Annotated in this window: 23 protein-coding genes; 10 read left to right on the plus strand and 13 right to left on the minus strand. The window is 63.6% G+C overall.

Features of this window, described 5'->3' with window-relative positions:
- Positions 1–22 precede the first annotated feature (22 nt).
- Positions 23–1,951, plus strand: a complete 1,929-nt coding sequence (gene ggt, locus ACO550_RS12050; RefSeq protein ID WP_315598837.1) for a gamma-glutamyltransferase — start codon at positions 23–25, stop codon at positions 1,949–1,951.
- A gap of 83 nt (positions 1,952–2,034) precedes the next feature.
- Here ggt and ACO550_RS12055 read toward each other — a convergent pair whose 3' ends face one another.
- The 4 genes from ACO550_RS12055 to ACO550_RS12070 all read right to left on the minus strand — a co-directional run bounded on the left by ACO550_RS12055 (position 2,035) and on the right by ACO550_RS12070 (position 6,819).
- Positions 2,035–3,039, minus strand: coding sequence for a tripartite tricarboxylate transporter substrate-binding protein (locus ACO550_RS12055; protein WP_315598838.1), 1,005 nt, complete (start codon positions 3,037–3,039; stop codon positions 2,035–2,037).
- A 269-nt stretch (positions 3,040–3,308) separates the two neighbouring features.
- Positions 3,309–4,385 carry a phosphotransferase gene (locus ACO550_RS12060; RefSeq protein ID WP_315598839.1) on the minus strand — a complete coding sequence of 359 codons (1,077 nt, stop codon included), beginning with the start codon at positions 4,383–4,385 and terminating at the stop codon, positions 3,309–3,311.
- Positions 4,386–4,451: 66 nt separating this feature from the next.
- Positions 4,452–5,231 (minus strand): oxepin-CoA hydrolase, alternative type, encoded by a 780-nt coding sequence (locus ACO550_RS12065; protein ID WP_315598840.1) that lies wholly within the window; start codon positions 5,229–5,231, stop codon positions 4,452–4,454.
- Positions 5,232–5,295: 64 nt separating this feature from the next.
- Positions 5,296–6,819 (minus strand): 3-hydroxyacyl-CoA dehydrogenase, encoded by a 1,524-nt coding sequence (locus ACO550_RS12070; RefSeq protein ID WP_485994858.1) that lies wholly within the window; start codon positions 6,817–6,819, stop codon positions 5,296–5,298.
- A gap of 188 nt (positions 6,820–7,007) precedes the next feature.
- Here ACO550_RS12070 and ACO550_RS12075 point away from each other — a divergent pair, with 188 nt between their 5' ends.
- Positions 7,008–7,649 (plus strand): glutathione S-transferase N-terminal domain-containing protein, encoded by a 642-nt coding sequence (locus tag ACO550_RS12075; protein ID WP_315598663.1) that lies wholly within the window; start codon positions 7,008–7,010, stop codon positions 7,647–7,649.
- 65 nt (positions 7,650–7,714) lie between these two features.
- On the opposite strand, the gene ACO550_RS12080 is transcribed toward ACO550_RS12075, so the two are convergent.
- Together ACO550_RS12080 and ACO550_RS12085 are read right to left on the minus strand one after the other, a co-directional pair.
- Complete coding sequence (locus tag ACO550_RS12080; protein WP_315598664.1) at positions 7,715–8,884, minus strand: methionine aminotransferase; 1,170 nt, start codon at positions 8,882–8,884, stop codon at positions 7,715–7,717.
- 48 nt (positions 8,885–8,932) lie between these two features.
- A complete protein-coding gene (locus ACO550_RS12085; RefSeq protein ID WP_315598665.1) occupies positions 8,933–9,460 on the minus strand; it encodes a putative toxin-antitoxin system toxin component, PIN family in 528 nt (175 codons plus the stop codon).
- A 40-nt stretch (positions 9,461–9,500) separates the two neighbouring features.
- Between ACO550_RS12085 and yaaA the strand changes: the two genes are divergently transcribed.
- The gene (gene yaaA / locus ACO550_RS12090) at positions 9,501–10,286 is read left to right on the plus strand and encodes a peroxide stress protein YaaA (protein WP_315598666.1); all 786 of its coding nucleotides are present in this window, start codon (positions 9,501–9,503) and stop codon (positions 10,284–10,286) included.
- Positions 10,287–10,306: 20 nt separating this feature from the next.
- Positions 10,307–11,455 carry a M14 family metallopeptidase gene (locus tag ACO550_RS12095; RefSeq protein WP_315598667.1) on the plus strand — a complete coding sequence of 383 codons (1,149 nt, stop codon included), beginning with the start codon at positions 10,307–10,309 and terminating at the stop codon, positions 11,453–11,455.
- An 88-nt stretch (positions 11,456–11,543) separates the two neighbouring features.
- Here the strand turns inward: ACO550_RS12095 and ACO550_RS12100 are convergent, their stop codons facing one another.
- From ACO550_RS12100 to ACO550_RS12110, 3 genes are all read right to left on the minus strand, one after another.
- Positions 11,544–12,308: a BspC domain-containing protein gene (locus ACO550_RS12100; RefSeq protein WP_485994859.1), complete on the minus strand. Its 765-nt coding sequence runs from the start codon at positions 12,306–12,308 to the stop codon at positions 11,544–11,546.
- A 249-nt stretch (positions 12,309–12,557) separates the two neighbouring features.
- Positions 12,558–13,430 (minus strand): N-formylglutamate amidohydrolase, encoded by an 873-nt coding sequence (locus tag ACO550_RS12105; protein ID WP_315598668.1) that lies wholly within the window; start codon positions 13,428–13,430, stop codon positions 12,558–12,560.
- A gap of 13 nt (positions 13,431–13,443) precedes the next feature.
- A complete protein-coding gene (locus ACO550_RS12110) occupies positions 13,444–14,430 on the minus strand; it encodes a tripartite tricarboxylate transporter substrate-binding protein (RefSeq protein WP_315598669.1) in 987 nt (328 codons plus the stop codon).
- A 173-nt stretch (positions 14,431–14,603) separates the two neighbouring features.
- On the opposite strand from ACO550_RS12110, the gene ACO550_RS12115 reads away from it, so the two are divergent.
- Entirely contained in the window at positions 14,604–15,506 is a 903-nt protein-coding gene (locus ACO550_RS12115; RefSeq protein WP_315598670.1) for a LysR substrate-binding domain-containing protein, read from the plus strand.
- An 18-nt stretch (positions 15,507–15,524) separates the two neighbouring features.
- On the opposite strand, the gene ACO550_RS12120 is transcribed toward ACO550_RS12115, so the two are convergent.
- Genes ACO550_RS12120 through ACO550_RS12130 form a run of 3 tightly spaced genes read right to left on the minus strand, consistent with a single transcriptional unit; the run spans position 15,525 to position 18,202 of the window.
- A complete protein-coding gene (locus ACO550_RS12120; RefSeq protein ID WP_315598671.1) occupies positions 15,525–16,700 on the minus strand; it encodes a VWA domain-containing protein in 1,176 nt (391 codons plus the stop codon).
- A gap of 13 nt (positions 16,701–16,713) precedes the next feature.
- Positions 16,714–17,307 (minus strand): GNAT family N-acetyltransferase, encoded by a 594-nt coding sequence (locus tag ACO550_RS12125; protein ID WP_315598672.1) that lies wholly within the window; start codon positions 17,305–17,307, stop codon positions 16,714–16,716.
- A gap of 16 nt (positions 17,308–17,323) precedes the next feature.
- Positions 17,324–18,202: an AAA family ATPase gene (locus ACO550_RS12130; protein WP_315598673.1), complete on the minus strand. Its 879-nt coding sequence runs from the start codon at positions 18,200–18,202 to the stop codon at positions 17,324–17,326.
- A 502-nt stretch (positions 18,203–18,704) separates the two neighbouring features.
- On the opposite strand from ACO550_RS12130, the gene ACO550_RS12135 reads away from it, so the two are divergent.
- From ACO550_RS12135 to ACO550_RS12150, 4 genes are all read left to right on the plus strand, one after another.
- The gene (locus ACO550_RS12135) at positions 18,705–19,049 is read left to right on the plus strand and encodes a c-type cytochrome (protein WP_315598674.1); all 345 of its coding nucleotides are present in this window, start codon (positions 18,705–18,707) and stop codon (positions 19,047–19,049) included.
- A gap of 14 nt (positions 19,050–19,063) precedes the next feature.
- A complete protein-coding gene (locus ACO550_RS12140) occupies positions 19,064–19,462 on the plus strand; it encodes a c-type cytochrome (RefSeq protein ID WP_315598675.1) in 399 nt (132 codons plus the stop codon).
- 190 nt (positions 19,463–19,652) lie between these two features.
- Positions 19,653–19,898, plus strand: coding sequence for a helix-turn-helix transcriptional regulator (locus ACO550_RS12145; RefSeq protein WP_315598676.1), 246 nt, complete (start codon positions 19,653–19,655; stop codon positions 19,896–19,898).
- Positions 19,899–19,900: 2 nt separating this feature from the next.
- Positions 19,901–21,241 carry a HipA domain-containing protein gene (locus ACO550_RS12150; protein ID WP_315598679.1) on the plus strand — a complete coding sequence of 447 codons (1,341 nt, stop codon included), beginning with the start codon at positions 19,901–19,903 and terminating at the stop codon, positions 21,239–21,241.
- Between the two features lie 74 nt (positions 21,242–21,315).
- Here ACO550_RS12150 and aroG read toward each other — a convergent pair whose 3' ends face one another.
- A complete protein-coding gene (aroG, locus tag ACO550_RS12155; protein WP_485994860.1) occupies positions 21,316–22,395 on the minus strand; it encodes a 3-deoxy-7-phosphoheptulonate synthase AroG in 1,080 nt (359 codons plus the stop codon).
- Between the two features lie 474 nt (positions 22,396–22,869).
- Here aroG and ACO550_RS12160 point away from each other — a divergent pair, with 474 nt between their 5' ends.
- On the plus strand, positions 22,870–23,925 hold the full coding sequence (locus ACO550_RS12160; protein ID WP_315598677.1) for a class I SAM-dependent methyltransferase: 1,056 nt from the start codon (positions 22,870–22,872) through the stop codon (positions 23,923–23,925).
- Positions 23,926–23,995: the final 70 nt, after the last annotated feature.

Consider the following 23,995-nt stretch of genomic DNA (forward strand, 5'->3'; position numbering starts at 1 on the left):
GCTTCCCCCCAGGAGAGACGGCATGACTGACGTAGTGGCAGCACCTTCCCCGGCTTCCCAGCTTCCTCTGCTTTCCCAGGCGAAACCCACAGGATCATTGCACTGGCGTGCCACGCTGGCTGTCGCATTGACCGCGCTGCTCGCGGCGTGTGGTACCGCGGACAAGCAGGCGGCCGCGCCGGCAGCTGCGGCACCAACTGCGGCGCCGCCCGCGCAGGCAGCCATGCCGCCGGCACCCGAGGTGTCGTCGGGCTACCGCCCGGGCATGACCACCGCCACTGCGCAAAAACATATGGCCGCCGCTGCCAACCCGCTGGCCACCGAGGCCGGACGCGAAATCCTGCGCGCGGGCGGGTCGGCCATCGACGCCGCCGTGGCCATGCAGGCAGTGCTGACGCTGGTGGAGCCGCAGGCTACCGGCATCGGTGGCGGGGCCTTCATCATGTATTGGGACGGCAAGCGCGTGCAGGCCTACGATGGCCGCGAGACCGCACCGGCCGGCGCCAGCGAGAACCTGTTCATGCGTGCCGATGGCAAGCCGATGGAGTTTTCCGAAGGCCAGATCGGCGGCCGGTCGGTCGGTGTGCCCGGCGTGCTGCGCGCGTTGGAGATGGCGCATCGCGAGCACGGCAACCTGCCTTGGGCGCGTCTGTTCCAGCCGGCGATCAAGCTGGCCGAGAATGGCTTTCCGATGTCGCAGCGGCTGTACACGCAGGTCGCCGCAGACAAGTTCATGGGCGGTTCGCCCGAGATGAGCGCGTACTTCCTCGACGAGCAAGGCAAAGCCAAACCGGTCGGCGCCATCATCAAGAATCCGCAACTGGCCCAGACCCTGCGCGAGATTGCGCGCAGCGGCCCCAATGTGTTCTACAACGGCCCGATCGCACGCGATATCGCGGCCAAGGTCAATGCGCACGCCAATCCGGGCAGTCTCTCGGTGGCGGACTTGAAGGGCTATAAGGCCAAGGTGCGCGTGCCGGTCTGCACCGACTACCGGCAATGGAAGGTCTGTGGCATGCCGCCGCCGTCGTCGGGCGGCATTGCGATCGCGCAGATCCTTGGCACGCTCGAGGCGCTGGAAAAACGCGACCCACGCTATGCGCTGGCCAGCCTGAAACCGGTACCGGTCAACCTGCCGTCGCAGATGGAGCCGAATCCGCTGGCCGTGCACGCGATCTCCGAAGCCGACCGGCTGGCGTATGCCGATCGCGGGCTGTATGTGGCCGACGCCGATTTCGTGCCGGTCGATGTGGCCGCGATGGTCAATCCGAACTATCTGGCCGAGCGCGCCGCGTTGATTGGCGACAAGAGCATGGGCAAGGCCCAACCGGGCACGCCGCCCGGCGTGAAGGTGGCATTCGCACCCGACCGCTCGCCAATGCGGATCTCCACCTCGCAGATCGTGGCCGTGGACAACCGTGGTGGGGCGTTGTCGATGACGACCACGATCGAGTCGTACTTCGGCTCGCACATCATGGTGCGCGGCTTCATGCTCAATAACCAGCTGACCGATTTCTCGTTCACGCCGACCGAGAATGGCAAGCCAGTGGCCAACCGCGTGCAGGCTGGCAAGCGTCCACGTTCGTCGATGGCGCCGACGCTGGTTTTCGATCGCCAGAGCGGCAAGCTGGTGGCGGCGCTTGGTTCGCCCGGCGGTTCGCAGATCATTGAGTATGTCTCGAAGACGCTGGTGGGCCTGCTCGACTGGGACATGGACGTGCAACAGGCGGTGAGCATGGCCAACTTCGGTAGCCGCAACGGTCCGACCGAGGTCGAGAAGGGGCTGGTGACGCCACAACTGGTCGACGCGCTGAAGCAGCAGGGCCATCAGGTGGCTGAGATCGAGATGACCAGCGGCACCCAGGTCATCATGCGCAAGACCGTCAATGGCCGTGCGGTATGGGCCGGTGGCGCCGATCCGCGGCGTGAAGGTGTGGCATTGGGCGATTGAGTCGTAGGGCAACGCATCGCAACAAAAAAACGGGCGCGAATTTCGCGCCCGTTTCAGTACTGCGTTGCTTTTCGATGCCGGCTTTATGCGTCCAGCTTGACCCCTGACGATTTCACGACCTGGGCCCAGCGCTTTTCCTCGGTGCTGAACCACTTGTTGGTTTCGGCCGGCGACATGGTCACCACCTCGGCGCCCTGACCAGCCAGGTTCGCGCGAATCTCCGGCGTGCGGATGATCTTGACGAGCTCGGCATTGATACGCTGGACCAGCGCATCAGGCATGCCGGCGGGTGCCATCACGCCTTGCCACGTACCCGATTCGAAATTCGGTACACCGCTTTCGGCGATGGTCGGGGTCTGGCTGACCAGCGCCATGCGCGAACGCTTGGATACGGCCAGCAGCTTGAGTTTGCCCGACTGCACGTGCGGCAGCGTGGCGAGCATCCCGTTCATCAGCACTTGCGCGGTGCCGCCAACGGTGTCGGCAATGGCCTGCGCACCGCCCTTGTAAGGCACGTACTGCCATGCGGCCTGGGTGGCCTGCTGGACGGCCACGCCGGCCAGGTGCGGCGCGCTGCCAATGGCCGTCACGGCAAAGTTCAGCGTCTGCTTGTGCGACAGCGCGACCAGTTCCTTGAGGTTATTGGCCGGCACCGACGGATGCACGACCAGCAGGTGCGGCGAGTAGGCCAGCATCGCCACGCCCTTGAGGTCTTTTTCCGGGTTGAACGTGAGCTTGGTGTAGACCGACGGGCTGATGGCCAGTGCGCCGACGTCGCACAGCAGGAGCGTGTGGTTATCGGTACCGGCCTGCGCCACCATCGCGGCGCCAATATTGCCGTTGGCGCCGGGGCGGTTGTCCACCACGATCGGCTGGCCCAGTGATTCGCCGAGCTGCTTGCTGATCAGGCGCGCGATGATGTCGGACGAGCCACCGGCCGGATAGGGCACTACCAGGCGGATGGGCTTGGTTGGCCACTTGTCCTGCGCCCAGGCGGAAGCCGGCGCGAGAATGCCGGACGCGCCGACGGTGCCGAGCGCGGCCAGGCCCGGAAGCTGGCCAAGAAATTGGCGGCGAGAAGAGGTCATGCTGTGTCTCCAGTCAACACTTATCATCAGTTGTCGTACAACAGTGATCGAAGTGTAGGCGTGTTTTTCCGTGAGGTCTATCTAGGAAAACACGTAGAAGAACGGCTTCAAATGTAGGAACAAAGGTGGAAGTGCAGGCTCAGGGTGGGGAATGCCAAGGCAAGTGATGTGCTATGTTGTCTGATGACATGGGGTGGCTTTGGAGAGGCTTGCCCTCTCCCCCGGCCCCTCTCCCGCGCGCGGGAGAGGGGAGAGCGACGTGGGCTTGTTTATGCCCCCGCCTTCTGCGCATAGGCCCAGCCCATTTCCGCCATTGGCCGTGCCCGCTTGCCGGCGTCGAGGGCCTGGGCTGACGATGCGGTGCCGTCCACCACGCGTTTCATGATGCCCTGCAGGATGCCGGCAATCCGGAACATGCTGAAGGCAAGATAGAAATTCCAGTCGCCCGTGATCTGGCGGCCGGTGCGCTGCTCGTACAGGCGGCGATAGGTGGCTTCGTCGGGAATGCCCAATGCCTGGTGATCGAGGCCGGCGATACCGCGGAACTGGCCCGGCTGGATATGCCAGCTCATGCAGTGATAGCCAAAGTCGGCCATCGGATGGCCCAGCGTGGACAGTTCCCAGTCCAGCACCGCCAGCACCCGGGGTTCGGTGGGATGGAACATCAGGTTGTCGAGCCGGTAGTCGCCATGCACGATGCAGGTCAGGTCGGCATCTTCCTGCGGGATATGCTCGGGCAGCCAGGCAATCAGTTGGTCCATGGCCGGAATCGATTCGGTTTCCGACAGCTTGTACTGCTTGCCCCAGCGCTCGATCTGGCGCTGGAAGTAGTTGCCTGGCTTGCCATAGTCGGCCAGTCCGATGGCCTGGTAGTCCACCGAGTGCAGCGCGGCGATCACGCGATTCATCTCGTCATAGATTTCACCGCGTTGGCGGGTGGTCATGTCGGGCAGCGACTGGTCCCACAGCACGCGTCCGCTGACGAACTCCATGATGTAGAACGCCCGGCCAATCACGTCTTCGTCCTCGCACAACGCGAACATGTGGGCCACGGGTACATCGCTGCCGGCCAGTGCCTTCATCACGCGATACTCGCGCTCGATGGCGTGGGCCGATGGCAGCAGCTTTGACTTCGGGCCCGGCTTGGCGCGCATCACGTAGGTCTGGCCCGGCGTGATCAGCTTGAAGGTCGGGTTGGACTGGCCGCCCTTGAACTGCTCCACGGTCAGCGGCCCCGTGAAGCCCGCCACATGCTCGCGCATCCATGCCTCGAGCGCGCCTACATCGAAGCGCTGCTGGTCGGCCACGGGGCGGGTGCCTTCAAAGTGCGATACGTTGGTGCTCATGCTGTCTCTCTCCGGATTGTCTTTGTTCTGTAATCCCTGTCTTTGGGGGCGGTCAGTCGCGGCCGGTCATTTGTAGTTTGGCTTGCGCTTCTCCAGGAACGCCCCGATGCCTTCGCCCGCATCGGGGTGATGGAGCGCGGCCACGAAGCTGTCGCGTTCGGCAGCCAGGTGCTCGGTCAGCGTGGCGCTACCGGCATGGTTGATCAGGGACTTCATGCCACGCACGGCATTGGGCGATTCACGGGCCAGGTTCCCGGCAATGCGTAGCGCCTCGCTCAGTGCCTGGCCCGGCTGCACCACGCGGTTGACGATGCCGAAATGCGCCAGGCGCGCGGGTTCCACCGGCTTGCCTTCCATCAGGATTTCGCTGGCCAGCTGGCGCGGCAGCATGCGTGCGATCTCGTACGAGCCGCCGCCGTCGGGGGTCAGGCCCACCTTGACATAGGCCATCACGAACTTGGCATCGCTGGCCGCCACCACGTAGTCGCAGGCCAGCACCAGCGAGAAGCCCGCGCCGGCTGCCGGGCCTTCGACGGCGGCAATGATCGGCTTCGGGAAGGCGTGGAACGACTCGATCCATTGATGCAGCGTCTCGATGCTGGCGGCTTGCACGGATGGCGGCTGAGAGCGGTTGCCGAGCAGACGGTTCAGGTTGCCACCGGCGCAGAACACGCCATTGGCACCGGTCAATACCACGGTACGGATCGAATCGTCGCGTGCGGCGACTTCGAGCGCTTCCTGCGAGGCGGCGTAGATGTCCGGATGCAGTGCGTTGCGCGCTTCCGGGTTGGAGATGGTCAGGACGAGCGTCGCGTCGACGCGTTCGGACAGCAGCTGGGCAGTCATTGCAGCCTCGTTGTCTGGGAGGAGATAAAAAAAGGCGCCCCGTGTCTCGGCGGGGCGCCCACGATCAGGCTTCTTCGGCCAGCAGCGACAGGCCAAGTCCGGCACGGCGCCACAGCCACGGGCTCGGACGGTAGCGCATGTCGCCGGTCAGGCGGTTCATGTTGCGCAGCACTGCCAGGATCACGTCGGCGCCAATGGTGTCGCCCAGCGCCAGCGGACCCTTCGGATAACCGAGGCCCAGGTTCACGGCCAGGTCGATATCGGTCGGCGTGGCAATGCGTTGCTGGGCGATATCGCTGGCGATGTTGACGATGCAGCCGATGATGCGCTGGGCAATAAAGCCGGCCGAGTCGCGGATCACGGTCACCGGCACGTTGTCGCTGGCAAACAGGCCATGCGCGGCATCGCGTGCGGCGGCGCTGGTGGCCGGCGTGGTCATCAGCGTGCGGCGCTTGGTGGCTTCGAACGGCAGCAGCGTGTCGATGGCGACCACGCGCGTGGCGTCGAGACCCTCTTCCAGTGCGGCGGTGGTGGCATCGAGCCCCAGCGGCGTGACCACGATCAGCGCGTCGGCCGACGGCTGGTTGCCGGCTTCGACGGTCACGCCAAGTGCGGTCAGCAGCTTCACGGTCATCGCATGGCCGCGTTCATTGGCACGGCTGACCCACACGCTGGCCGGGCGCGCATCGGGTACCGGTTGGGCGGCGGGAACCTGCTTCTGGCCTTCAGGGTAGGCGTAGAAGCCGGCGCCGGTCTTGCGGCCCAGCAGGCCGCCGACGGAGCGCAGCGCCGTGATCGGCGATGGGCGATAGCGCGGTTCCTGGTAGAACTGGTTGTAGATCGATTCCATCACCGGATGCGACACGTCGAGCCCGGTCAGGTCCATCAGCTCGAACGGGCCCATGCGGAAGCCGGCCTGCTCGCGCATGATGTTGTCGATGTCGACAAACTCGGCCACGCCTTCCTGCGCGGCCTTCAGGCCTTCGATATTCATGCCGCGGCCGGCATGGTTCACGATAAAGCCCGGCATGTCCTTGCAGCGCACCGGCGTATGGCCCATGCGGCGCGACAGTTCCATGAGCCGGTCGCCCACCGCCGGGTCGCCCGACAGGCCGTCGATGACTTCCACGACCCGCATCAGCGGCACCGGATTGAAGAAGTGGTAGCCCACCACGCGGCCCGGTTTCTTGGCGCCCACGGCGATGGCCGTGATCGACAGCGACGACGTGTTCGACGCAATCACCGCGTCTTCACGCAGGATGGCTTCGAGCTTGGCCACCAGGTCGCGCTTGACCTCGAGCTTTTCCACGATGGCTTCCAGCACCATGTCGCAGGCGGCCAGGTCTTCCAGTGCGGTGCACGGCTTCACGCGGGCCAGCGCGGCCTCGCTGTCGGCGGCGCTGATCTTGCCCTTGTCGGCCAGCTTGGTGAAGGTATCCTGCAGGTACTGGCGCGCGGCGGCCACGGCCTGGGCGTTGACGTCGAACAGGTTGACGGTCAGGCCAGCCTGTGCGGCGATCTGGGCGATGCCGCGGCCCATGGCGCCGGTGCCAACGATGCCAAGTGTCTGGATAGTGGAATTGCTCATTGTTGGTCCAAAAGAGTTGTGGCTAAATTAGCACGATCGTACGTTTTCCGCACCTTTCGCGACAGAGGGGCAGCGCACGTGGCGTGCGCTGATCGGCCAACGCAGGCAGGGGCAGGAAGCCATGGAGCGACCCCGGGTCGACACCGGCGATCCCGTGACCATCACAATGACATTCGGAGAGAGACGACATGCTGAAGCTCTGCGGCTTTGCCGCCAGCAACTATTACAACAAGGTCAAGCTGGCGATGCTGGAGAAAAACCTGCCGTTCGAAGAGGTGTTGGCCTGGATCGGCGAAACCGACCTGACCGCCTCGCCGGTGGGCAAGGTGCCCTACATCATCACCGATGCCGGCCCGTTGTGCGAGTCCGAAACCATCGCGGAGTACATTGAAGCCACCTATATCCAGGTGCCGCTGCTGCCTGCCGATCCGTACCAGGCGGCCAAGGTGCGCGAAATCGTCACGTTCATGGAGCTGTACCTCGAACTGACCGCGCGCGAGCTGTATCCGGAAGCGTTTTTCGGCGGCAAGGTCAGCGACCGGGTCAAGGAGCGTCAGCGCAACCTGCTGGACAAGTACATCCCCGCGTTCGGCAAGCTCGTGAAGTTCTCGCCATACATCGCCGGCGATACGTTCACGCTGGCCGACTGCGCCGCGGTGTGCCACCTGCCGCTGGTGGCATCGTGCACGAAGATCATCTACGGGGAAGACCTGCTGGCCGGGCTGCCGGTCAAGGAGTACCTGAAGGCCATGGCGGAGCGGCCCAGTGTGCAGAGGGTCAATGCCGACCGCAAGGCGAGCACGGAATTGATGCTGAGCCGGAACAAGTAAGAAGGGTGTTGTCTTGGCGCCCCTCGCCCATGAAATGGGAGGGGGGCGCAAAACAAGGACAAGGCTTAGATTTTCGCCAGCCGTTCCAGCGCCAGCTTGAGCGTTTCTTCCTTCTTGGCGAAGCAGAACCGCACCACGCCCGATTCACGCGGTTCGGAATAGAACGCTGACACCGGAATGGCGGCCACGCCGATCTCGCGCGTGAGCCACATCGAGAAATCCGCCTCGCTCATGTCGGAAATCGCGGAATAATCCACGCACTGGAAGTACGTGCCATCCGACGGCAGCAGCTTGAAGCGCGTATTGGCCAGTCCGGCGCGGAAATAGTCGCGCTTGGCCTGGTAGAACGCGGCCAGGTCCAGATACGGTGCCGGGTCGGCCATATAGTCGGCCAGCCCGTATTGCACCGGTGTGTTCACCGTGAACACATTGAACTGGTGCACCTTGCGGAACTCATTCATCAGCGCCACCGGTGCGGCGACGTAGCCCACCTTCCAGCCGGTTACGTGATAGGTCTTGCCAAAGCTGGACACCACGAAGCTGCGGCGTGCCAGTTCCGGATGGCGCGACACCGACTCGTGCCGCTGGCCATCGTAGACCATGTGTTCATAGACTTCGTCGGACAACAGCAGGATGTCTGTGCCAGCGAGCAGGTCCGCCAGTTGCTGCATGTCTTCCGCGCGCCAGATCGTGCCGGTCGGGTTATGCGGCGTGTTGATCATGATCATGCGCGTTTTCGGCGTGATCGCGGCGGCCAGCTTGTCGAACGGAATGCGGAACAACGGTGCTTCGAGCCGCACGGGTACCGCGGTGGCACCGGCCAGTTCGATCGCGGGCAGGTAGCTGTCGTAGCACGGTTCCAGCACGATCACTTCGTCACCGGGATGCACGGCACACAGGATGGCCGTCAACAGGCCCTGCGTGGCGCCCGCGGTAATCGTGATCTCGCTGTTCCAGTCGTACCCATGGCCATACAGCGTGGCGATCTTGCCGGCGATGGCCTGGCGCAGGCCAGGCACGCCAGCCATCGGCGGGTACTGGTTATGGCCGGTGCGCATGGCATGGGTGACGGCGTCCACGATGCGTGCATCGCAATCGAAATCCGGGAAACCCTGGCCCAGGTTGACGGCGTTCTTTTCCGCGGCCAGTGCCGACATCACGGTGAAGATCGTGGTGCCTACGTTGGGCAGGCGGGACAGCGGGGGATTGAGCGGGGCAAGCGTCGATTCGGACATGGCTTAACGGAAAACGATAAAAGACCGGGCGGAAACCAGTGCGACATTCTAGCGGGGATCGGCCGGCGCCACCCAGGCGGCCAGCCAGCCGGCAAAACCGCGCGGCGCCAGCACTTCCACGCCGCTGGTGCGGCGCAGCCGGCTGCGTAGCTTGAGCACGGCCTTGTCCTTCGAAACCAGCAGTGCCGCCCGGGCCGAGTGGGCCAGTTCGATGAACTTCTGGTCGTCGGTATCGCGGCATTTCGGCAGGCGGATGCCATCGGCCTCCGGTTGTTGCGGCAGCGGTTCGAGCGTGGTGAGGCGATCCACTTCGGCCAGTGCGGCATCGATATCGACGGCAAAGCGCGCGAACTGCGGGTAGGCGAGCACGCGCCGCAGTTCCTCGCGGCAATCGGCGCGAATCACGGGCGCGATGGTGCCGGCGGCCAGCGCCGCGCGAATCGGTTCGACGTGCGGGTCGCGGAAGACCAGCAGGTCTACCCAGATATTCGAGTCAAGCACCACGCGGGGTACGGATGTGACGGGCAGGGCGCCGACGGCGGGGGTTCCGGGGTTGCCGGTGGGGTTGGTGGTCATTCGCTACAATCTCGACTTTGTTTCTGCCCGCGATTTTGCCATGCTCATCGTCCTGTCTCCCGCCAAGTCCCTGGACTACGAGACACCGCCGCGCGTCAAGACCCATACGCTGCCGCGTTTTATCGACCGTTCCGCCACGCTGATCGAGCGTCTGCGCAAGCTCGCACCGCAGGATGTGGGTGCGCTGATGGACATCTCCGACAAGCTCGCGGTGCTCAACGTGACCCGCTACGCCGACTGGACCCCCGAGTTCACCGCCGCCAACAGCAAGCAGGCGGTGCTGGCGTTCAATGGCGACGTCTACGACGGACTCGACGCGAAGACGCTGTCGGCAGACGACCTGGGCTTTGCGCAGAAGCACCTCCGCATCCTGTCCGGACTGTATGGCGTACTGCGTCCGATGGACTGGATGCAGCCGTACCGCCTGGAAATGGGCACGCGTCTGGATAACGCCGCCGGCAAGGACCTCTACGCGTTCTGGGGCGACGATGTCACGCAACTGATCAACCACGACATGGCCGACCTGAAGCACGAGGGCCAGCCGACGCTGGTGAACCTGGCTTCCGAGGAATACTTCAAGGTAGTGCGGCCGAAGGTGCTGGCCGCGCGCGTCATCACACCGGTGTTCGAGGACTGGAAGGGTGGCCGGTACAAGATCATTTCGTTCCATGCCAAGCGCGCGCGCGGTACCATGGCCCGCTATGCGGTGACCCATCGCGTGACCGACCCGGCAAGGCTGAAACGCTTTGACGAAGACGGCTATGCCTTCGACAAGGCGGCCTCCGACGATACGCGCTGGGTATTCCGCCGCCGCCTCGAAGACTGAGTACACAAGGACCGATCCTCATGACCTCGGCACTCCATATCTCCACGTTGTTCGACTCGGGCGCGATCGAAGTCGAGGCGCTTGACCGCGCCGACGATATCCGGCTGCGCGTCCGTGCCGATTCGCACGCCGACTTCCGCCAGTGGTTCCACTTCCGCTTGCAAGGCGCTGCCGGCCAGCCGTGCAAGCTGCAATTCCTGAACGCGGGCGAGTGCACCTACCCCGACGGCTGGCGCGACTATTGCGCGGTGGCCTCGTACGATCGCGCGCACTGGTTCCGCGTGCCGACCCGTTACGACGGTGCCACCATGACGGTCGAGTTCACGCCTGAGCATGACAGCGTCTGGCTGGCGTATTTCGAGCCATACCCGGAAGAGCGGCATCTGTCGCTGCTGGCCACCTGCCAGCGTTCGCCGCTGGCGAAGCTCTCGCATCTGGGCAGCACGGTCGACGGACGCGACCTGACCTGCGTCACGCTGGGACAGCCTGGCCCCGGCAAGAAGACGATCTGGATGATTGCGCGCCAGCATCCGGGCGAAAGCATGGCCGAGTGGTTTTGCGAAGGGGTATTGCAGCGCCTGACCGGCACCGGAGCGTGGAACGGCGATCCGGTCGCGCGCAAGCTGCTGGAGCGCGCCGTGTTCCATATCGTGCCGAACATGAATCCGGACGGTTCGGCGCGTGGCAACCTGCGCACCAATGCGGCAGGTGCCAACCTCAACCGCGAATGGATGCAGCCAAGCCTGCAGACGAGTCCGGAGGTCTGGCACGTGCGCCGCGCGATCGAGCAGACCGGTGTCGACCTGTTCTTCGATATCCACGGCGACGAAGCGCTGCCCTACAACTTCGTGGCCGGCAGCGAGATGCTGCCCGGCTTTACCGAAGCGCAGCGTGAGCAGCAGTCACGCTTTATCGAGGCGTTCAAGCGCGCCACGCCCGACTTCCAGGACGTGCATGGCTATGCCGCCAGCAAGTACAACGCCGATGCACTGAAGCTGGCCTCGAAGTACATCGGTCATACCTTCGGCTGCCTGGCGCTGACGCTGGAAATGCCATTCAAGGACAACGCCGACCTGCCCGATCCGGCCGTCGGCTGGAATGGCGCGAAGAGTGCGTTGCTGGGGACGGCAATGCTGCAGGCTGTCCTGGAGTACCTGGGCAGTAACTGAGCGACCAGTGTCTTGCTCCCCTCTCCCGCACGCGGGAGAGGGGCCGGGGGAGAGGGTAGGCGCGTCCAATACCGCAGCGCCCTGAACCCTACTGCTTCTTCTTGGTCGTCTTCGAAGCCGTCGATTTGGAAGACGTGGTCTTGCCCGATTTCGACGCGGTCGACGAGGTCGACTTCGCGGTGCTCTTGCCCTTTTTCTTCGAATGCGTCGGCGTGGCCACCGCAGGCGCGGCCGCCGGTTCGGTGATCGTGTCGCCGTTGCTGTCGAGCAGTTCGTAGGCCAGCATCATGCCGTCGGCATAGCCGCAGCGCACCTTCACCGGTTGCCATTGCGCCTCGCCCTTGCGCTTGTGCGCGGTGGCGTTGAACGTCACCACCGAGCTGACCGGTACGGACTGCTTGCCGGCCGAGAAGCGGCCTTCCCAGCGTTCCACCGTGGCTTGCCCGCTGGACAGTGCACCGGTAGGAATCTTCAATGCGTCGTAGGTGGCCGAGCGCGGTACCACCCAGCTTGCATGCGCGGCGCAGTCGGCCACATCGGCCGATGCGTTTTCCGATTTCATCAACTGCTCGCGCATCTGTGCGCGATACTCGGCCAGGCTCACGCGGCCCTTGTCGGGCAGCGTGACCGTGGTGGTCGGCGGAGTCTTGTTGACAACCGGAGGTGGCTTGACAGCGGAGCTTGACGTTGCGGTGGCGGGTGCGGTGGTGCTGGCGACCGGCGTGGCGCCGGTGGTTGCTGCGGCCTCGTCGGTCGGCGCGGTCGCGCAGCCGGCCAGCGCGAGCGCGCCTGCCACTGCGGCAGTCAGCATGCGGAGCCGGCTGCCAAACAGTTCGGAAATTCGTCGAATCACGGGATCGTCGTTGCTTGTTGAAGCAAGGAGGGTAAGTGAAGGAATGCCATGATAGAGGAAAGCTCCATCGCAAAGTTCCTAAATGTTGTTACCCTTCGTTCTAATTGCTTACAACTTGCCGGGATCGGCGGTGATAATCGTCGTGCAATAGCAGAAGATTGTTTCGGTTCGCAACTCAGGCGAACCCCGAGACACGCATCGGGCGTGTGCCGGGAGCCGGGCGCCGTTGCAGCGCCCGTGTCGGCAATCTCAGAACGTGCGCGCGAAGCGTAGCAGTTCGTCCATCAGAGCGTTGAGGTCGCGCTGGAGCGTGTCAAAGCCTGCGGTGCGGGCCAGGCCAACCTCATCCATGTACAGCTTGCGATTGACTTCCAGCTGCAGGCTATGGCGATTGGCCTGGGGCTGGCCCATCACGCGCACGATTTCCACGCCCTTGTACGGGTGGTTGCGCCACACGTCGTAGCCCATCTCCTTGAGCACGGCTTCCACGCGATCGGTGAAGCGCGTGTCGCAGGTACTGCCATCGCGGTCGCCCACGACAAAGTCGGGATGCTGCAGGCCCGGATGCTCGGTCGCAAACTTTGCGGCTTCGCTGGGCATCGAGTGGCAGTTGATGTGGAACACGTGGCCGTGACGCGTCACCGCCTCATCGGACAAGCGTTGCAGCTGCGCGTAGTAGGGCAGGTAGTAGTTGTCGATGCGCGACTGCAGTTCGGCCACGCCGAGCTTGCGGTCATAGATCGGCTCGCCGGTGTCCAGCACGCGCCAGACCAGGCCTTTGCCCAGGCGGGTCTTCGACGTTTCCTGCTTCAGGCCGGGCCACGGCGCATCGAGCAACGCTTCGTCGATTTCCTCGAGGCCGCGGTTGGCATCGAGGTAGCTGCGCGGAAAGCCCGCGCACAGCAGTGGAATGCCGCGCGCGGGGGCATCGGCGTAGAGCTGGTCCACGAACGTGTCTTCCGCCTGCCGCAGCAGCGGCAGGGGCAAGCCGTCGGCGAAGCGGAAGTCCGCCGGGTAGGTGGTGCAGCTATGCGGGGAATCAAGAAAGAGCGGGCCGCACTCGCCTTCCGGCATTTGCAGGAGGTAAGCGCTTTCCGCGGTCTTTCGTTCTGCTTCGGTCATACGCAATTGCCAGTTAGTCCAGGGAAATCTTGGCGGCGGCGGCCACCTTCTTGTTCTTGGCGACTTCGCTGGAAATCTGTTGCGCGAAGTGCTGCGGCGTGTCGCCCACCGGCGTGGCGCCCAGCTTTTCAAGCTTGGCCTTGACCTCGGGCATTGCCAGCACCTTGATGGCCGCGGCGTTCAGCTTGGCCTGGATATCGGCGGGCAGCTTGGCCGGTGCGATCAGGCCAAACCATGCGGCATCGTTGACTTCGGGCAAGCCCAGCTCGGCAAACGTCGGCACGTTCGGCAACGCGGCCACGCGCTTGGGCGCGGCGACGGCCAGGGCGCGCAGCTTGCCACCCTCGATGAACGGCAGCGACGACGGCAGGTTGTCAAACAGGATCTGCACCTGGCCGGCCAGCGCGTCGTTCAGCGCCGGGCCCACGCCCTTGTATGGCACGTGCAGCAGTTCGGTCTTGCTGCTCATCTTGAACAGTTCGCCCATCATGTGCGACACGCTGCCATTGCCTGCCGAACCGTAAGCCAGCTTGTTCGGCTCCGATTTGGCCAGCGCGATGAACGACTTCATGTCGGTGGCCTTCACGCCCGGGTTGATGCTCATCACGTTCGGCACCGATGCCAGGTTCGTGATCGTCGTGAAGTCCTTGGTGGCGTCGTATTGCAGGCGTGGGTACACGGCCGGGTTGATGCCGTGCGTCGACGCCGTGGCGATACCGAGCGTGTAGCCGTCCGGCGTGGCCTTGGCCAGGTAGCCCGTGCCGATGCTGCCGCCGGCGCCGCCGCGATTGTCGACCACCACCGCCTGGCCCAGTTGCTGGCCCAGCTTGTCGGCCACGATACGCGCCACGATGTCGGTGGTGCCGCCGGCCGGGAACGGCACGACGAGCGTGATCGGCTTGGTCGGGTAGGTGCCCTGGGCAAAGGCGGGCAGGGTCAGGCCGGCGGCCGCGACTGCGGTGGCTGCGGCGAGGACTTTCAGCATGGGACGGCGTTGCATCGAAGGGATTCCGGTCGAAAGGAAGATGAAAGGAGAGAAAGGTCGGTCTCTGCGGGACCTGAAGATTGCAATGCAAAAATCGTGCTGCCCAATTCTGCGCGTCCGCACGCGAGGCTTGCAAACGAAATAAAATCCCCTGATCATTCCATTTGGTATTGATGCAGGGAGGTGGTATGCGGCGCTTGTGTCCGTCAATGACGGAGCTGCTGGCATTCGAGGCGGCCGCACGGCACAACAGTTTCACGGTGGCCGCGCGCGAGCTGCATGTGACGCAGGGTGCGGTCAGCAAGCAGGTGCGCAGCCTGGAGGCATTCCTGGGCGTGGAGCTGTTCGAGCGGGTTCGCCAGCGGCTGATGCTGACCGAAGCGGGAGCGCGCTACCTGGAGCGCATCCGGCCCAGCCTCAATGACATCGAGGCAGCCAGTGTCGAGCTGATTGCACGGCAGGGGCGCGGCGGCATCCTGCATATCGCCAGCATGCCCACGCTTGGGGCGAAATGGCTGATCCCGCGGTTGCCGCAGTTCTTTGCGAAGCATCCCGAAGTCACGCTCGAATTCGTGCCGCATGCGCAGGGCTACGATTTTTCCCAACCAGATCTCGATGCGGCAATCCGTTTCGGCGACGGCGTCTGGCCCGGCAGCCTGGCTGACTACATGACCGGGCGCGAAGTATTGCCGGTGTGCCGTCCGGGTTTGCTGGTGCATGAACCCGATGGCGTGGCGAAGAGCCCGGCCGCGCTGCTGCGCTACCCGTTACTCCATCACACGACGGTTCCCGAAGCATGGCCCGACTGGCTGTCGGAGCTCGGCGTGGCCACGCGCAAGGCATGGAGCGGCGCGCGTTTCGACCAGTTCACGCTGCTCACCCAGGCGGCGGTATCGGGCCTCGGTATCGCCCTGATTCCGCGCTGCCTGATCGAGGAAGAGCTGACGACGGGTACGCTGGTGGTGGCGCACCCGGCACGCGTGCTGGCAAAGAAGGGTTACTACCTGTGCTACCCGGAGCAGAAGGCCCATTTGCCGGCGCTGCAGACGTTCCGGCGCTGGGTCATGGAAGGCGTCGACGTGGTGGTGTAAGGCGCGGCGGCTCGCCGACTACTTGGTCAGCACCTTCATGGCCTGTTCCAGCCCGGCCAGCGTGACCGGGTACATGCGGTGCTTCATGATCTGGCTGATGACCGTGATCGACTGGCGGTACTGCCACAGGCCTTCGGGCTCGGGGTTGAGCCAGACGAAGCGCGGGAACTGCTCGATCATGCGATTGAGCCAGACCGCGCCGGCCTCGGGATTGTTGTATTCGACCGAGCCACCCGGCTGCAGGATCTCGTAAGGGCTCATCGTCGCATCGCCGACGAAGATCACCTTGTAGTCCGGCGTGTACTTGTGCATCAGGTCCCACGTGGCGATTTTCTCCGCGTGGCGGCGGCGGTTGTTCTTCCACACATAGTCGTACAGGCAGTTGTGGAAGTAGTAGTACTCCAGGTGCTTGAACTCGGTCTTGGCGGCCGAGAACAGTTCCTCCACGCGCTTGATGTGGTCGTCCATCGAGCCGCCCACGTCCATCAGCATCAGCACCTTGACCTTGTTGTGGCGCTCGGGCCGCAACTTGATGTCGAGCATGCCGGCATTGGCGGCGGTCGAATGGATCGTGTCGTCCAGATCGAGTTCGGTGTCCGCGCCCTCGCGCGCAAACCGGCGCAGGCGGCGCAGCGCAACCTTGATATTGCGCGTGCCCAGTTCCACCTGGTCGTCGTAGTCCTTGTACGCGCGCGTTTCCCAGACCTTGATCGCGGTGCGGTTACCTTTGGAGGGGCCGCCGATGCGGATGCCCTCGGGGTTGTAGCCGCCGTGGCCGAATGGCGATGTGCCGCCCGTGCCAATCCACTTGTTGCCGCCTTGGTGCTTTTCCTTCTGCTCTTCCAGCAACTGCTTGAGGCGCTCCATGAGCTTGTCGAGCCCGCCCATGGCTTCGATCTTCGCCTTTTCCTCGGGCGAGAGTTCGCGCTCCAGCGTTTTCTGCAGCCAGTCCAGCGGGATGTCGCTCTTCCAGTCGACCAGGCTCTCGATGCCCTTGAAGAACGCGGCAAAGGTCTGGTCGAACTTGTCGAAGTGCTTCTCGTCCTTGACCAGCGTCATGCGGGCCAGATAGTAGAACTCGTCGATCGACGGTGAGATGACCTGCGCGCGCAGCGCTTCGAGCATCGTCAGGTATTCCTTGACCGATACCGGCAGCTTGGCGTGGCGCAGCGAAAAGAAGAAGTCGATCAGCATGGCCTGGCTCCGCTCAACGTGGACGTTCGAGCTGGTATTGCAGATGCGCGCGCACGGTTGGCCATTCGCTGGCGATGATCGAGAAGACCACCGTGTCGCGGAACGATCCATCGGGCATGCGCTGATGATTGCGCAGTACGCCGTCCTGCTTGGCGCCCAGGCGTGCAATGGCCGCGCGGCTCTGGTGGTTCATCCAGTGCGTGCGGAATTCCACCGCAATGCAGTCGAGCGTCTCGAACGCGTGGCGCAGCAGCATCAGCTTGCATTCGGTGTTCAGCGCGGTGCGTTGCACGCGCTGCGCGTACCAGGTGGAGCCGATTTCCACGCGACGGTTCTTGCCGTCGATATTCATGTACGTGGTCATGCCGGCCGCGCGGCCGTCGGCGTCGAGCACGGTGAACGGCTGCATCGAATCCTGTGCCTGCAGCCCCAGGCGGCGCTCGATCTCGGCCTCCATGGCTGCCGGCGTCGGCACGCTGGTGTACCACAGGCGATAAAGCTCGCCGTCGGCCGCGGCCTCGCGCAGTGCCGCGGCGTGTTCCATCGCCAGCGGAGCCAGCGTGGCATGTTGCCCGGTCAGCGTGACGGGCTGGACAAACCTTGTCATCGTGCGGTCCCGTCGCTTAGCGGTTGGCGCGGTTCATGAACACCAGGCGCTCGAACAGGTGCACATCCTGTTCGTTCTTGAGCAGTGCGCCGTGCAGTGGCGGAATCGCGGCCTTGCGATCGGGGCTGCGCAGCGCTTCGGCAGGGATGTCCTCGGCCATCAGCAGCTTGAGCCAATCGATCAGTTCCGACGTGCTCGGCTTCTTCTTCAGGCCCGGCAGGTTGCGCATCTCGTAGAACGCTTCCAGCGCGGCCGCCACGAGCTCGCGCTTGATACCGGGGTAGTGCACGTCCACGATCTGCTGCATGGTTTCCGCATCGGGGAACTTGATGTAGTGGAAGAAGCAGCGGCGCAGGAACGCGTCGGGCAGTTCCTTTTCGTTGTTCGACGTGATGATCACCAGCGGGCGATGCCTGGCCTTGACCAGCTCGCGCGTCTCGTAGACGTAGAACTCCATGCGGTCCAGTTCGCGCAGCAGGTCGTTCGGGAACTCGATGTCGGCCTTGTCGATCTCGTCGATCAGCAGCACCACGGGCTGTTCGGCTTCGAACGCCTGCCAGAGCACGCCCTTGACGATGTAGTTCCGAATGTCATGCACGCGGTCGTCACCGAGTTGCGAGTCGCGCAGGCGCGAAACCGCATCGTATTCATACAGGCCCTGCTGAGCCTTGGTGGTCGACTTGATGTGCCACTGCATCAGTGGCATGCCCAGCGCTGCGGCCACTTCCTCGGCCAGCATGGTCTTGCCGGTACCTGGCTCGCCCTTGATCAGCAGCGGGCGCTGCAGGGTGCGCGCGGCGTTGACGGCCAGCTTCAGGTCGTCGGTGGCAACGTACTGGGCACTACCTTCGAACTTGACCTGCTGGGACGGATTGGCGTTGGCGGTGGTGGACATGAGGCAACCTGGGTGTATCGCGGCTGGCCTGCCAGGCAGGCCGGTCGGGTGACAATCGGAAACAACAACCGGGTAGGCCGAAAGCGGTGCAAACAAATGGTGCAAACAATCCGAAATTCGGCCGGAATGGGCCAGTATAAGAGCAGATTGGCATTCGCGTTCAGTGGGGCACACCCCAAGGCCGCCCGATGGACTGGCGCGTGCACGCTGCGGTACAATGCGCCGGTTTGACGCGCCCCCAGTCAATATCCTCCTCACGCCCGGCAGTTCCGCCACCAGAGACATGGCGGATCATCGGGAGGCGGCAAGCGCGAGATGGTTGCAGAATGGTGTTCGAGCACCGCGGCACATCAGCAATTACGCCCGGCTGCGCCCTTGTCTGACCGGCAATGCCCGCGGCAGATCTTCGGCGATCCGCTTCAAATCCCCATTCCGAAAACCGTCTGGCGTCCCAGCAGGGGCAGGTCACACGCGGTTTAACACTTCCCAATCAGCTACGACAATGAAAAAGCTCCTCACGATGGTAGTGTTGGGCGCGGCCGCAACGGCAGCGCATGCCCAGGACAAGGGCAATGTAGACACCGCCCGCGACAAGGTTGCAATGTGCATCGGCTGCCATGGCATCCCGGGTTACCGTGCTTCGTTTCCGGAAACCTATCAGGTTCCCCTGCTTGGCGGCCAGAGCGCCAAGTACATCGAGAACGCGCTCAAGAGCTACCAGAAGGGTGATCGCAAGCATCCCACCATGCATGCGATTGCCGCGAGCCTGACCGAAAAGGACATCGCCGACGTGGCTGCGTACTACTCGCAGCAGAAGTCCGATACCCAGAACAACTCGCTCAAGTAAGAAGGCTCGCAATCATGAAGACGCTGAAAGCTGTTTCGTACGCGCTGGGCGCGATGGTGCTGGGTGCTTCCGCCATGTCGGCGCAGGCCGCCGATATCGCCGCGGGCAAGGCACTGGTGGAGAAGGGCGGTTGCGTGGCCTGCCATGGCAAGGACATGAACGCACCGATTTCGCCCGACTACCCCAAGCTGGCAGGCCAGCACCCGGACTACCTGTACCACGCGCTGGCCGCCTACCAGATCAGCGGCAACCCGCTGGTGGGCCGCACCAATGCGATCATGGCCGGCCAGGTCAACAGCAATCCGGCCGTGACCGGCAAGGACGGCAAGCCGCGTCCGTTCACACGCGCCGAACTGAAGGACATCGCGGCGTATATCGGGTCGCTCAAGGGCGACCTGGTGCTGAGGAAGTAAGCGCGAAGCGACGTCGCGTCCCACTGCCTCCGCTGTTCGAAATGCCGCCCGATTGGGCGGCATTTTTTGTTGGGCGTTCGGTCGCGGATAGCTGCATTACAGGTATTCGGCATTTACCTGCAATACGGGTATCTTGTATTTACCTGCTTTGCAGGTAATATGCATTTACCTGCATAGGAGGTAAATCGGCATGAAACAGGTTGTCTCCACAACGGCACAGATTGGGCAGATCCTTCGCTCGGCCAGGCGCGCCCGGAAGTTGACTCAGGAACAGGCAGCCCCACGGCTCGGGCTCAGCCAGAGCCGCCTTTCCGCGCTTGAGATTGATCCGAAAGTGATCTCCGCCGAGCAACTTCTGGCCCTGGTCAGCCTCTATGGTCTTGAACTGGTGATCCAGTCAAAGTCGCCCCCTTCCGATGCACCTACCGAGTGGTGATGATGAGAAGGCAAACACATGTGCGGGCCCTGTCGGTCTGGGCCAATGGCCAACGCGTAGGTACCTGGCGCGTGCCGACACGTTCGGCCATGGAACTCCAATATGATGAAGCGTGGATGGCGTCGCCAGCCGGGCGGCCGCTATCGTTATCGTTGCCGTTTGGCGTCGACACCGCCCCGTTGCGCGGGGACCGGGTGCTCAACTACTTCGACAACCTGCTGCCAGACAACGATGCCATTCGCCGGCGACTTGCTGCCAGGTACCAAACCGGGTCGACCGATGCGTTCCCGTTACTGGCGGCGATCGGCCGCGATTGTGCCGGCGCGGTACAGTTGCTCGGCGAGGACGAAGTGCCTCAGCGGATCGAGAGCATCGAGGGAACGCCGTTGAGCGAGTCCGAAATCGAGACGTTGCTGGCGAACACCGTGGATACGGCTGGATCCGTGCGGCTCACGGAAGAGCACGATTGTCGTGTCTCGATCGCCGGTGCGCAGGAAAAGACCGCACTGCTGTTTCATGACGGCCAGTGGCTCCTGCCGCATGGTGCAACACCAACCACACATATCCTCAAGTTGCCGATCGGCCTGGTCGGCAATCGACGCGCGGACTTTACGGCCTCAGTGGAAAACGAATGGCTGTGCATGCGGTTGTTCAAGGCGCTCGGATTGCCCGCTGCCGACTGCGAGATCCAGACTTTTGGTGCGCAGAAGGTATTGGCGGTGCGTCGCTTCGACCGGCAACTGCATTCCAGCGGCAAATGGATCATGCGTCTGCCCCAGGAGGATTTCTGTCAGGCATTGGGTTTGCCCTCGCATGCGAAGTACGAAGCCGATGGCGGGCCGGGGCTGGTCGATCTGGCCGACGTCCTGCGCCTGTCGATCAATGCCGAGCATGATCTGGGGACGCTGCTGGCCTCACAGATCGTGTTCTGGATGCTCGCTGCGACTGACGGGCACGCCAAGAATTTCAGCATCCATTTGCTGCCCGGTGGGCGGTTTTGCCTGACGCCACTCTACGACATCATGTCGATCTGGCCGATCATTGGCGACGGGCCCAATCAGGTGCCTTACCAGAAGGCGAAGCTTGCGATGGCCGTTGCCGGAAAGAACCGTCATTTCCTGCTGAAGGACATCAGGCGGCGTCATTTCAATGCCATGGCCGTGCGGTGTTTTGCCGGAGGTTCGGTCGAAGCGATTCTGAGCGAGTTGCTCGCGCGGGTGCCGGAAGCCATTGCCAGTGTGGCCGCACGCTTGCCTGCGGGATTTCCCGCGCGGGTTTCCGACCGGATTTTCGAGCAGCTCGAGGCATCCGCCAGCCGGCTCGCGGCCATGGAGGTCAACTAGCGAAGTTGCAGGGTCTTCAACGAACAACGCCGACCTGTGGCCGGCGTTGTTCGTTGTTACGTTCCCGCAGCAGATCAGTTACCGCTGCCGCTTACCAGTCGGCGCTGCTTTACCGAGTTGGCCAGCGTTTCGAGGATCGTCACCGAGTCATCCCAGCCGATGCAGGCATCGGTCACCGATTGGCCGTAGGTAAGGCTTTCCACGGGCGTGCCCTGCACGTGGTCCTGGCGGCCAGCCACGAGGTGCGATTCCACCATGACACCGACGATGCGCTGGTCGCCGCCGGCGATCTGGCGGCCGATGTCGTCGCAGACCGGCAGCTGGTTCTCATGCTTCTTGCTGCTGTTGGCGTGCGACGCGTCGATCATCAGGCGTGCGGCCAGGCCGGCCTTCGAGATGGCGTCGCAGGCTTCCTGGACGCTTGCGGCGTCATAGTTCGGTGCCTTGCCGCCGCGCAGGATGATGTGGCAATCCTCGTTGCCCGAGGTCGACACGATGGCCGAGTGGCCGCCCTTGGTGACCGACAGGAAATGGTGCGGCTGCGAGGCGGCCTTGATCGCGTCAACGGCGATCTTGACGTTGCCGTCGGTGCCGTTCTTGAAGCCGACCGGGCACGACAGTCCCGAGGCCAGCTCGCGGTGTACCTGCGATTCCGTGGTGCGCGCGCCGATCGCGCCCCAGCTGACCAGGTCGGCGATGTATTGCGGGCTGATCATGTCCAGGTATTCCGTGCCCGTCGGCACGCCCAGTTCGCTGATGTTCAGCAGCACCTCGCGGGCCGTGCGCAGGCCGTCGTTGATCTTGAAGCTGCCGTCCATGTGCGGATCGTTGATCAGGCCCTTCCAGCCCACCGTGGTGCGCGGCTTTTCGAAGTAGACCCGCATCACGACCTCGAGCTCGCCCGCGAAGCGGTCGCGTTGCACCTTGAGCAGCTTGGCGTATTCCAGCGCCGCGCGGGTATCGTGGATCGAGCACGGTCCGATGATGACGATCAGGCGGTCATCCATGCCATGCAAGATGCGATGCATGGCCTGGCGGGCGCCGTAGATCACGTCGGACGCGGCTTCGGAGCAGGCGAATTCGCGGATCAGGTGCGCAGGCGGCAGCAGTTCCTTGAGTTCTCGAATACGCAGGTCGTCGGTGTTCTTCAGCATGATGGCTCCGGGTCTTGTGAGGTCGTTGGTCTGTTGGGATTGTGCTTTGCGACCGGCGGGCATAAAAAAACCGCCAGGGTCGCTGGCGGTTTTTTGAGCATTCGGGTTGCTTACAGCTGTCCCTCTCTATCCGCCAGCGGTGTGAGATGCCAAAAGAAGTAAAAGTAAAACTTGGCGGACATGGCGGAAATCGGTTCGGCTGTAGTGAGCTTGTGTCGGTTTTACGCTGATGCGTGAACTTTATGCTGCAGCGCGTGATCAATGGGCATTTTATTGCGCCGGTGAAGCCGAAACTCGTCGGTGCAATCGCCGCACGCGCGACAACGAAGCATCTTTATAGCGCGTTTCCACGGCGATGGCAAGCGGCAAGCGCAACAGATTTAAGCGCTTGCAGAGTGTCGCCGCTGCCTATATTGGAAACGCGCGCCCCGGCTGCGCGCATCAAACAAGAATCAGCAGGCGGAGGTGCCGATCATGCCAGTCGATGAAGCAAGGCTGAATGCCTTCATGGATCAGTTCGTCCATGACATAGGGGCCGTGATGCACGCGGCGACCGTGGTACTGGGCGACGAGCTCGGTTTGTACAAGGCACTGGCCGAAAAGCCAATGACCGCCGAGACGCTGGCCGAAAAGACACGCACCGATCCACGCTATCTGCGTGAATGGCTGTCGGCGCAGGCTGCAAGCGGATACGTGGAATACGACGCGGAGCGCGACATGTTCGCGCTGACCGAGGAGCAGGCCTTTGCGCTGGCACAGGAGGGCAGTCCTGCGTTTATTCCGGGCGCGTTCCAGATTGCCGTGGCGCAGTTCCGCGCGCTGCCGAAGATGCTCGATATTTTCCGCAATGGCCGCGGGCTCGGCTGGCATGAGCATGATCCCGCGTTGTTCCACGGTACCGAACGCTTTTTCCGGCCCGGCTATGCCGCGCATCTGGTCAGCGAATGGATTCCGTCGCTCGAAGGCATGGCGGCGCGACTCAAGGCCGGTGCGCTGGTGGCCGACGTTGGCTGCGGCCATGGCGCATCGACGATCATCATGGCGCAGGCATTTCCGGCGTCGACCTTCCGCGGCTTCGACTATCACGAACCGTCGATCCGCTATGCAACCGAGGCGGCGCGGCGTGCCGGGGTCGCTGATCGCGTGACGTTCGACGTGGCATCGGCCAAGGATTTTCCGGGCAGCGACTACGACCTCGTGGCGGTGTTCGACTGCCTGCACGACATGGGCGATCCGGTCGGCGCGGCGCGCCATATCCGCGATACGCTCAAGCCCGATGGCTGCTGGATGATCGTGGAGCCGTTCGCCAACGATCGGCTGCAGGACAATCTCAATCCGGTGGGGCGCGTGTTCTATTCCGCGTCGACGTTCATCTGCACGCCGGGTTCACGGTCACAGGAGGGGGCCATGTGCCTGGGCGCGCAGGCCGGCGAGGCACGCATGCGCGGGGTGACGGAGCAGGGCGGGTTTGGCGGCTTCCGGCGCGCGGCGCAGACACCGTTCAACCTCGTGTATGAGGTGAGGCCGTAAAGATATTGTGATGGTGTTCTCCCCTCTCCCATGCAATGGGAGAGGGGCGGGGGAGAGGGCGGGCGTATCA

This window comes from Cupriavidus sp., from assembly GCF_057315035.1.

Coding starts and splice junctions, on each gene's coding strand:
- ggt (WP_315598837.1), top strand. CDS start 23: ATGACTGACGTAGTGGCAGCACCTTCCCCGGCTTCCCAGCTTCCTCTG.
- ACO550_RS12055 (WP_315598838.1), bottom strand. CDS start 3,039: ATGACCTCTTCTCGCCGCCAATTTCTTGGCCAGCTTCCGGGCCTGGCC.
- ACO550_RS12060 (WP_315598839.1), bottom strand. CDS start 4,385: ATGAGCACCAACGTATCGCACTTTGAAGGCACCCGCCCCGTGGCCGAC.
- ACO550_RS12065 (WP_315598840.1), bottom strand. CDS start 5,231: ATGACTGCCCAGCTGCTGTCCGAACGCGTCGACGCGACGCTCGTCCTG.
- ACO550_RS12070 (WP_485994858.1), bottom strand. CDS start 6,819: ATGAGCAATTCCACTATCCAGACACTTGGCATCGTTGGCACCGGCGCC.
- ACO550_RS12075 (WP_315598663.1), top strand. CDS start 7,008: ATGCTGAAGCTCTGCGGCTTTGCCGCCAGCAACTATTACAACAAGGTC.
- ACO550_RS12080 (WP_315598664.1), bottom strand. CDS start 8,884: ATGTCCGAATCGACGCTTGCCCCGCTCAATCCCCCGCTGTCCCGCCTG.
- ACO550_RS12085 (WP_315598665.1), bottom strand. CDS start 9,460: ATGACCACCAACCCCACCGGCAACCCCGGAACCCCCGCCGTCGGCGCC.
- yaaA (WP_315598666.1), top strand. CDS start 9,501: ATGCTCATCGTCCTGTCTCCCGCCAAGTCCCTGGACTACGAGACACCG.
- ACO550_RS12095 (WP_315598667.1), top strand. CDS start 10,307: ATGACCTCGGCACTCCATATCTCCACGTTGTTCGACTCGGGCGCGATC.
- ACO550_RS12105 (WP_315598668.1), bottom strand. CDS start 13,430: ATGACCGAAGCAGAACGAAAGACCGCGGAAAGCGCTTACCTCCTGCAA.
- ACO550_RS12110 (WP_315598669.1), bottom strand. CDS start 14,430: ATGCAACGCCGTCCCATGCTGAAAGTCCTCGCCGCAGCCACCGCAGTC.
- ACO550_RS12115 (WP_315598670.1), top strand. CDS start 14,604: ATGCGGCGCTTGTGTCCGTCAATGACGGAGCTGCTGGCATTCGAGGCG.
- ACO550_RS12120 (WP_315598671.1), bottom strand. CDS start 16,700: ATGCTGATCGACTTCTTCTTTTCGCTGCGCCACGCCAAGCTGCCGGTA.
- ACO550_RS12125 (WP_315598672.1), bottom strand. CDS start 17,307: ATGACAAGGTTTGTCCAGCCCGTCACGCTGACCGGGCAACATGCCACG.
- ACO550_RS12130 (WP_315598673.1), bottom strand. CDS start 18,202: ATGTCCACCACCGCCAACGCCAATCCGTCCCAGCAGGTCAAGTTCGAA.
- ACO550_RS12135 (WP_315598674.1), top strand. CDS start 18,705: ATGAAAAAGCTCCTCACGATGGTAGTGTTGGGCGCGGCCGCAACGGCA.
- ACO550_RS12140 (WP_315598675.1), top strand. CDS start 19,064: ATGAAGACGCTGAAAGCTGTTTCGTACGCGCTGGGCGCGATGGTGCTG.
- ACO550_RS12145 (WP_315598676.1), top strand. CDS start 19,653: ATGAAACAGGTTGTCTCCACAACGGCACAGATTGGGCAGATCCTTCGC.
- ACO550_RS12150 (WP_315598679.1), top strand. CDS start 19,901: ATGAGAAGGCAAACACATGTGCGGGCCCTGTCGGTCTGGGCCAATGGC.
- aroG (WP_485994860.1), bottom strand. CDS start 22,395: ATGCTGAAGAACACCGACGACCTGCGTATTCGAGAACTCAAGGAACTG.
- ACO550_RS12160 (WP_315598677.1), top strand. CDS start 22,870: ATGCCAGTCGATGAAGCAAGGCTGAATGCCTTCATGGATCAGTTCGTC.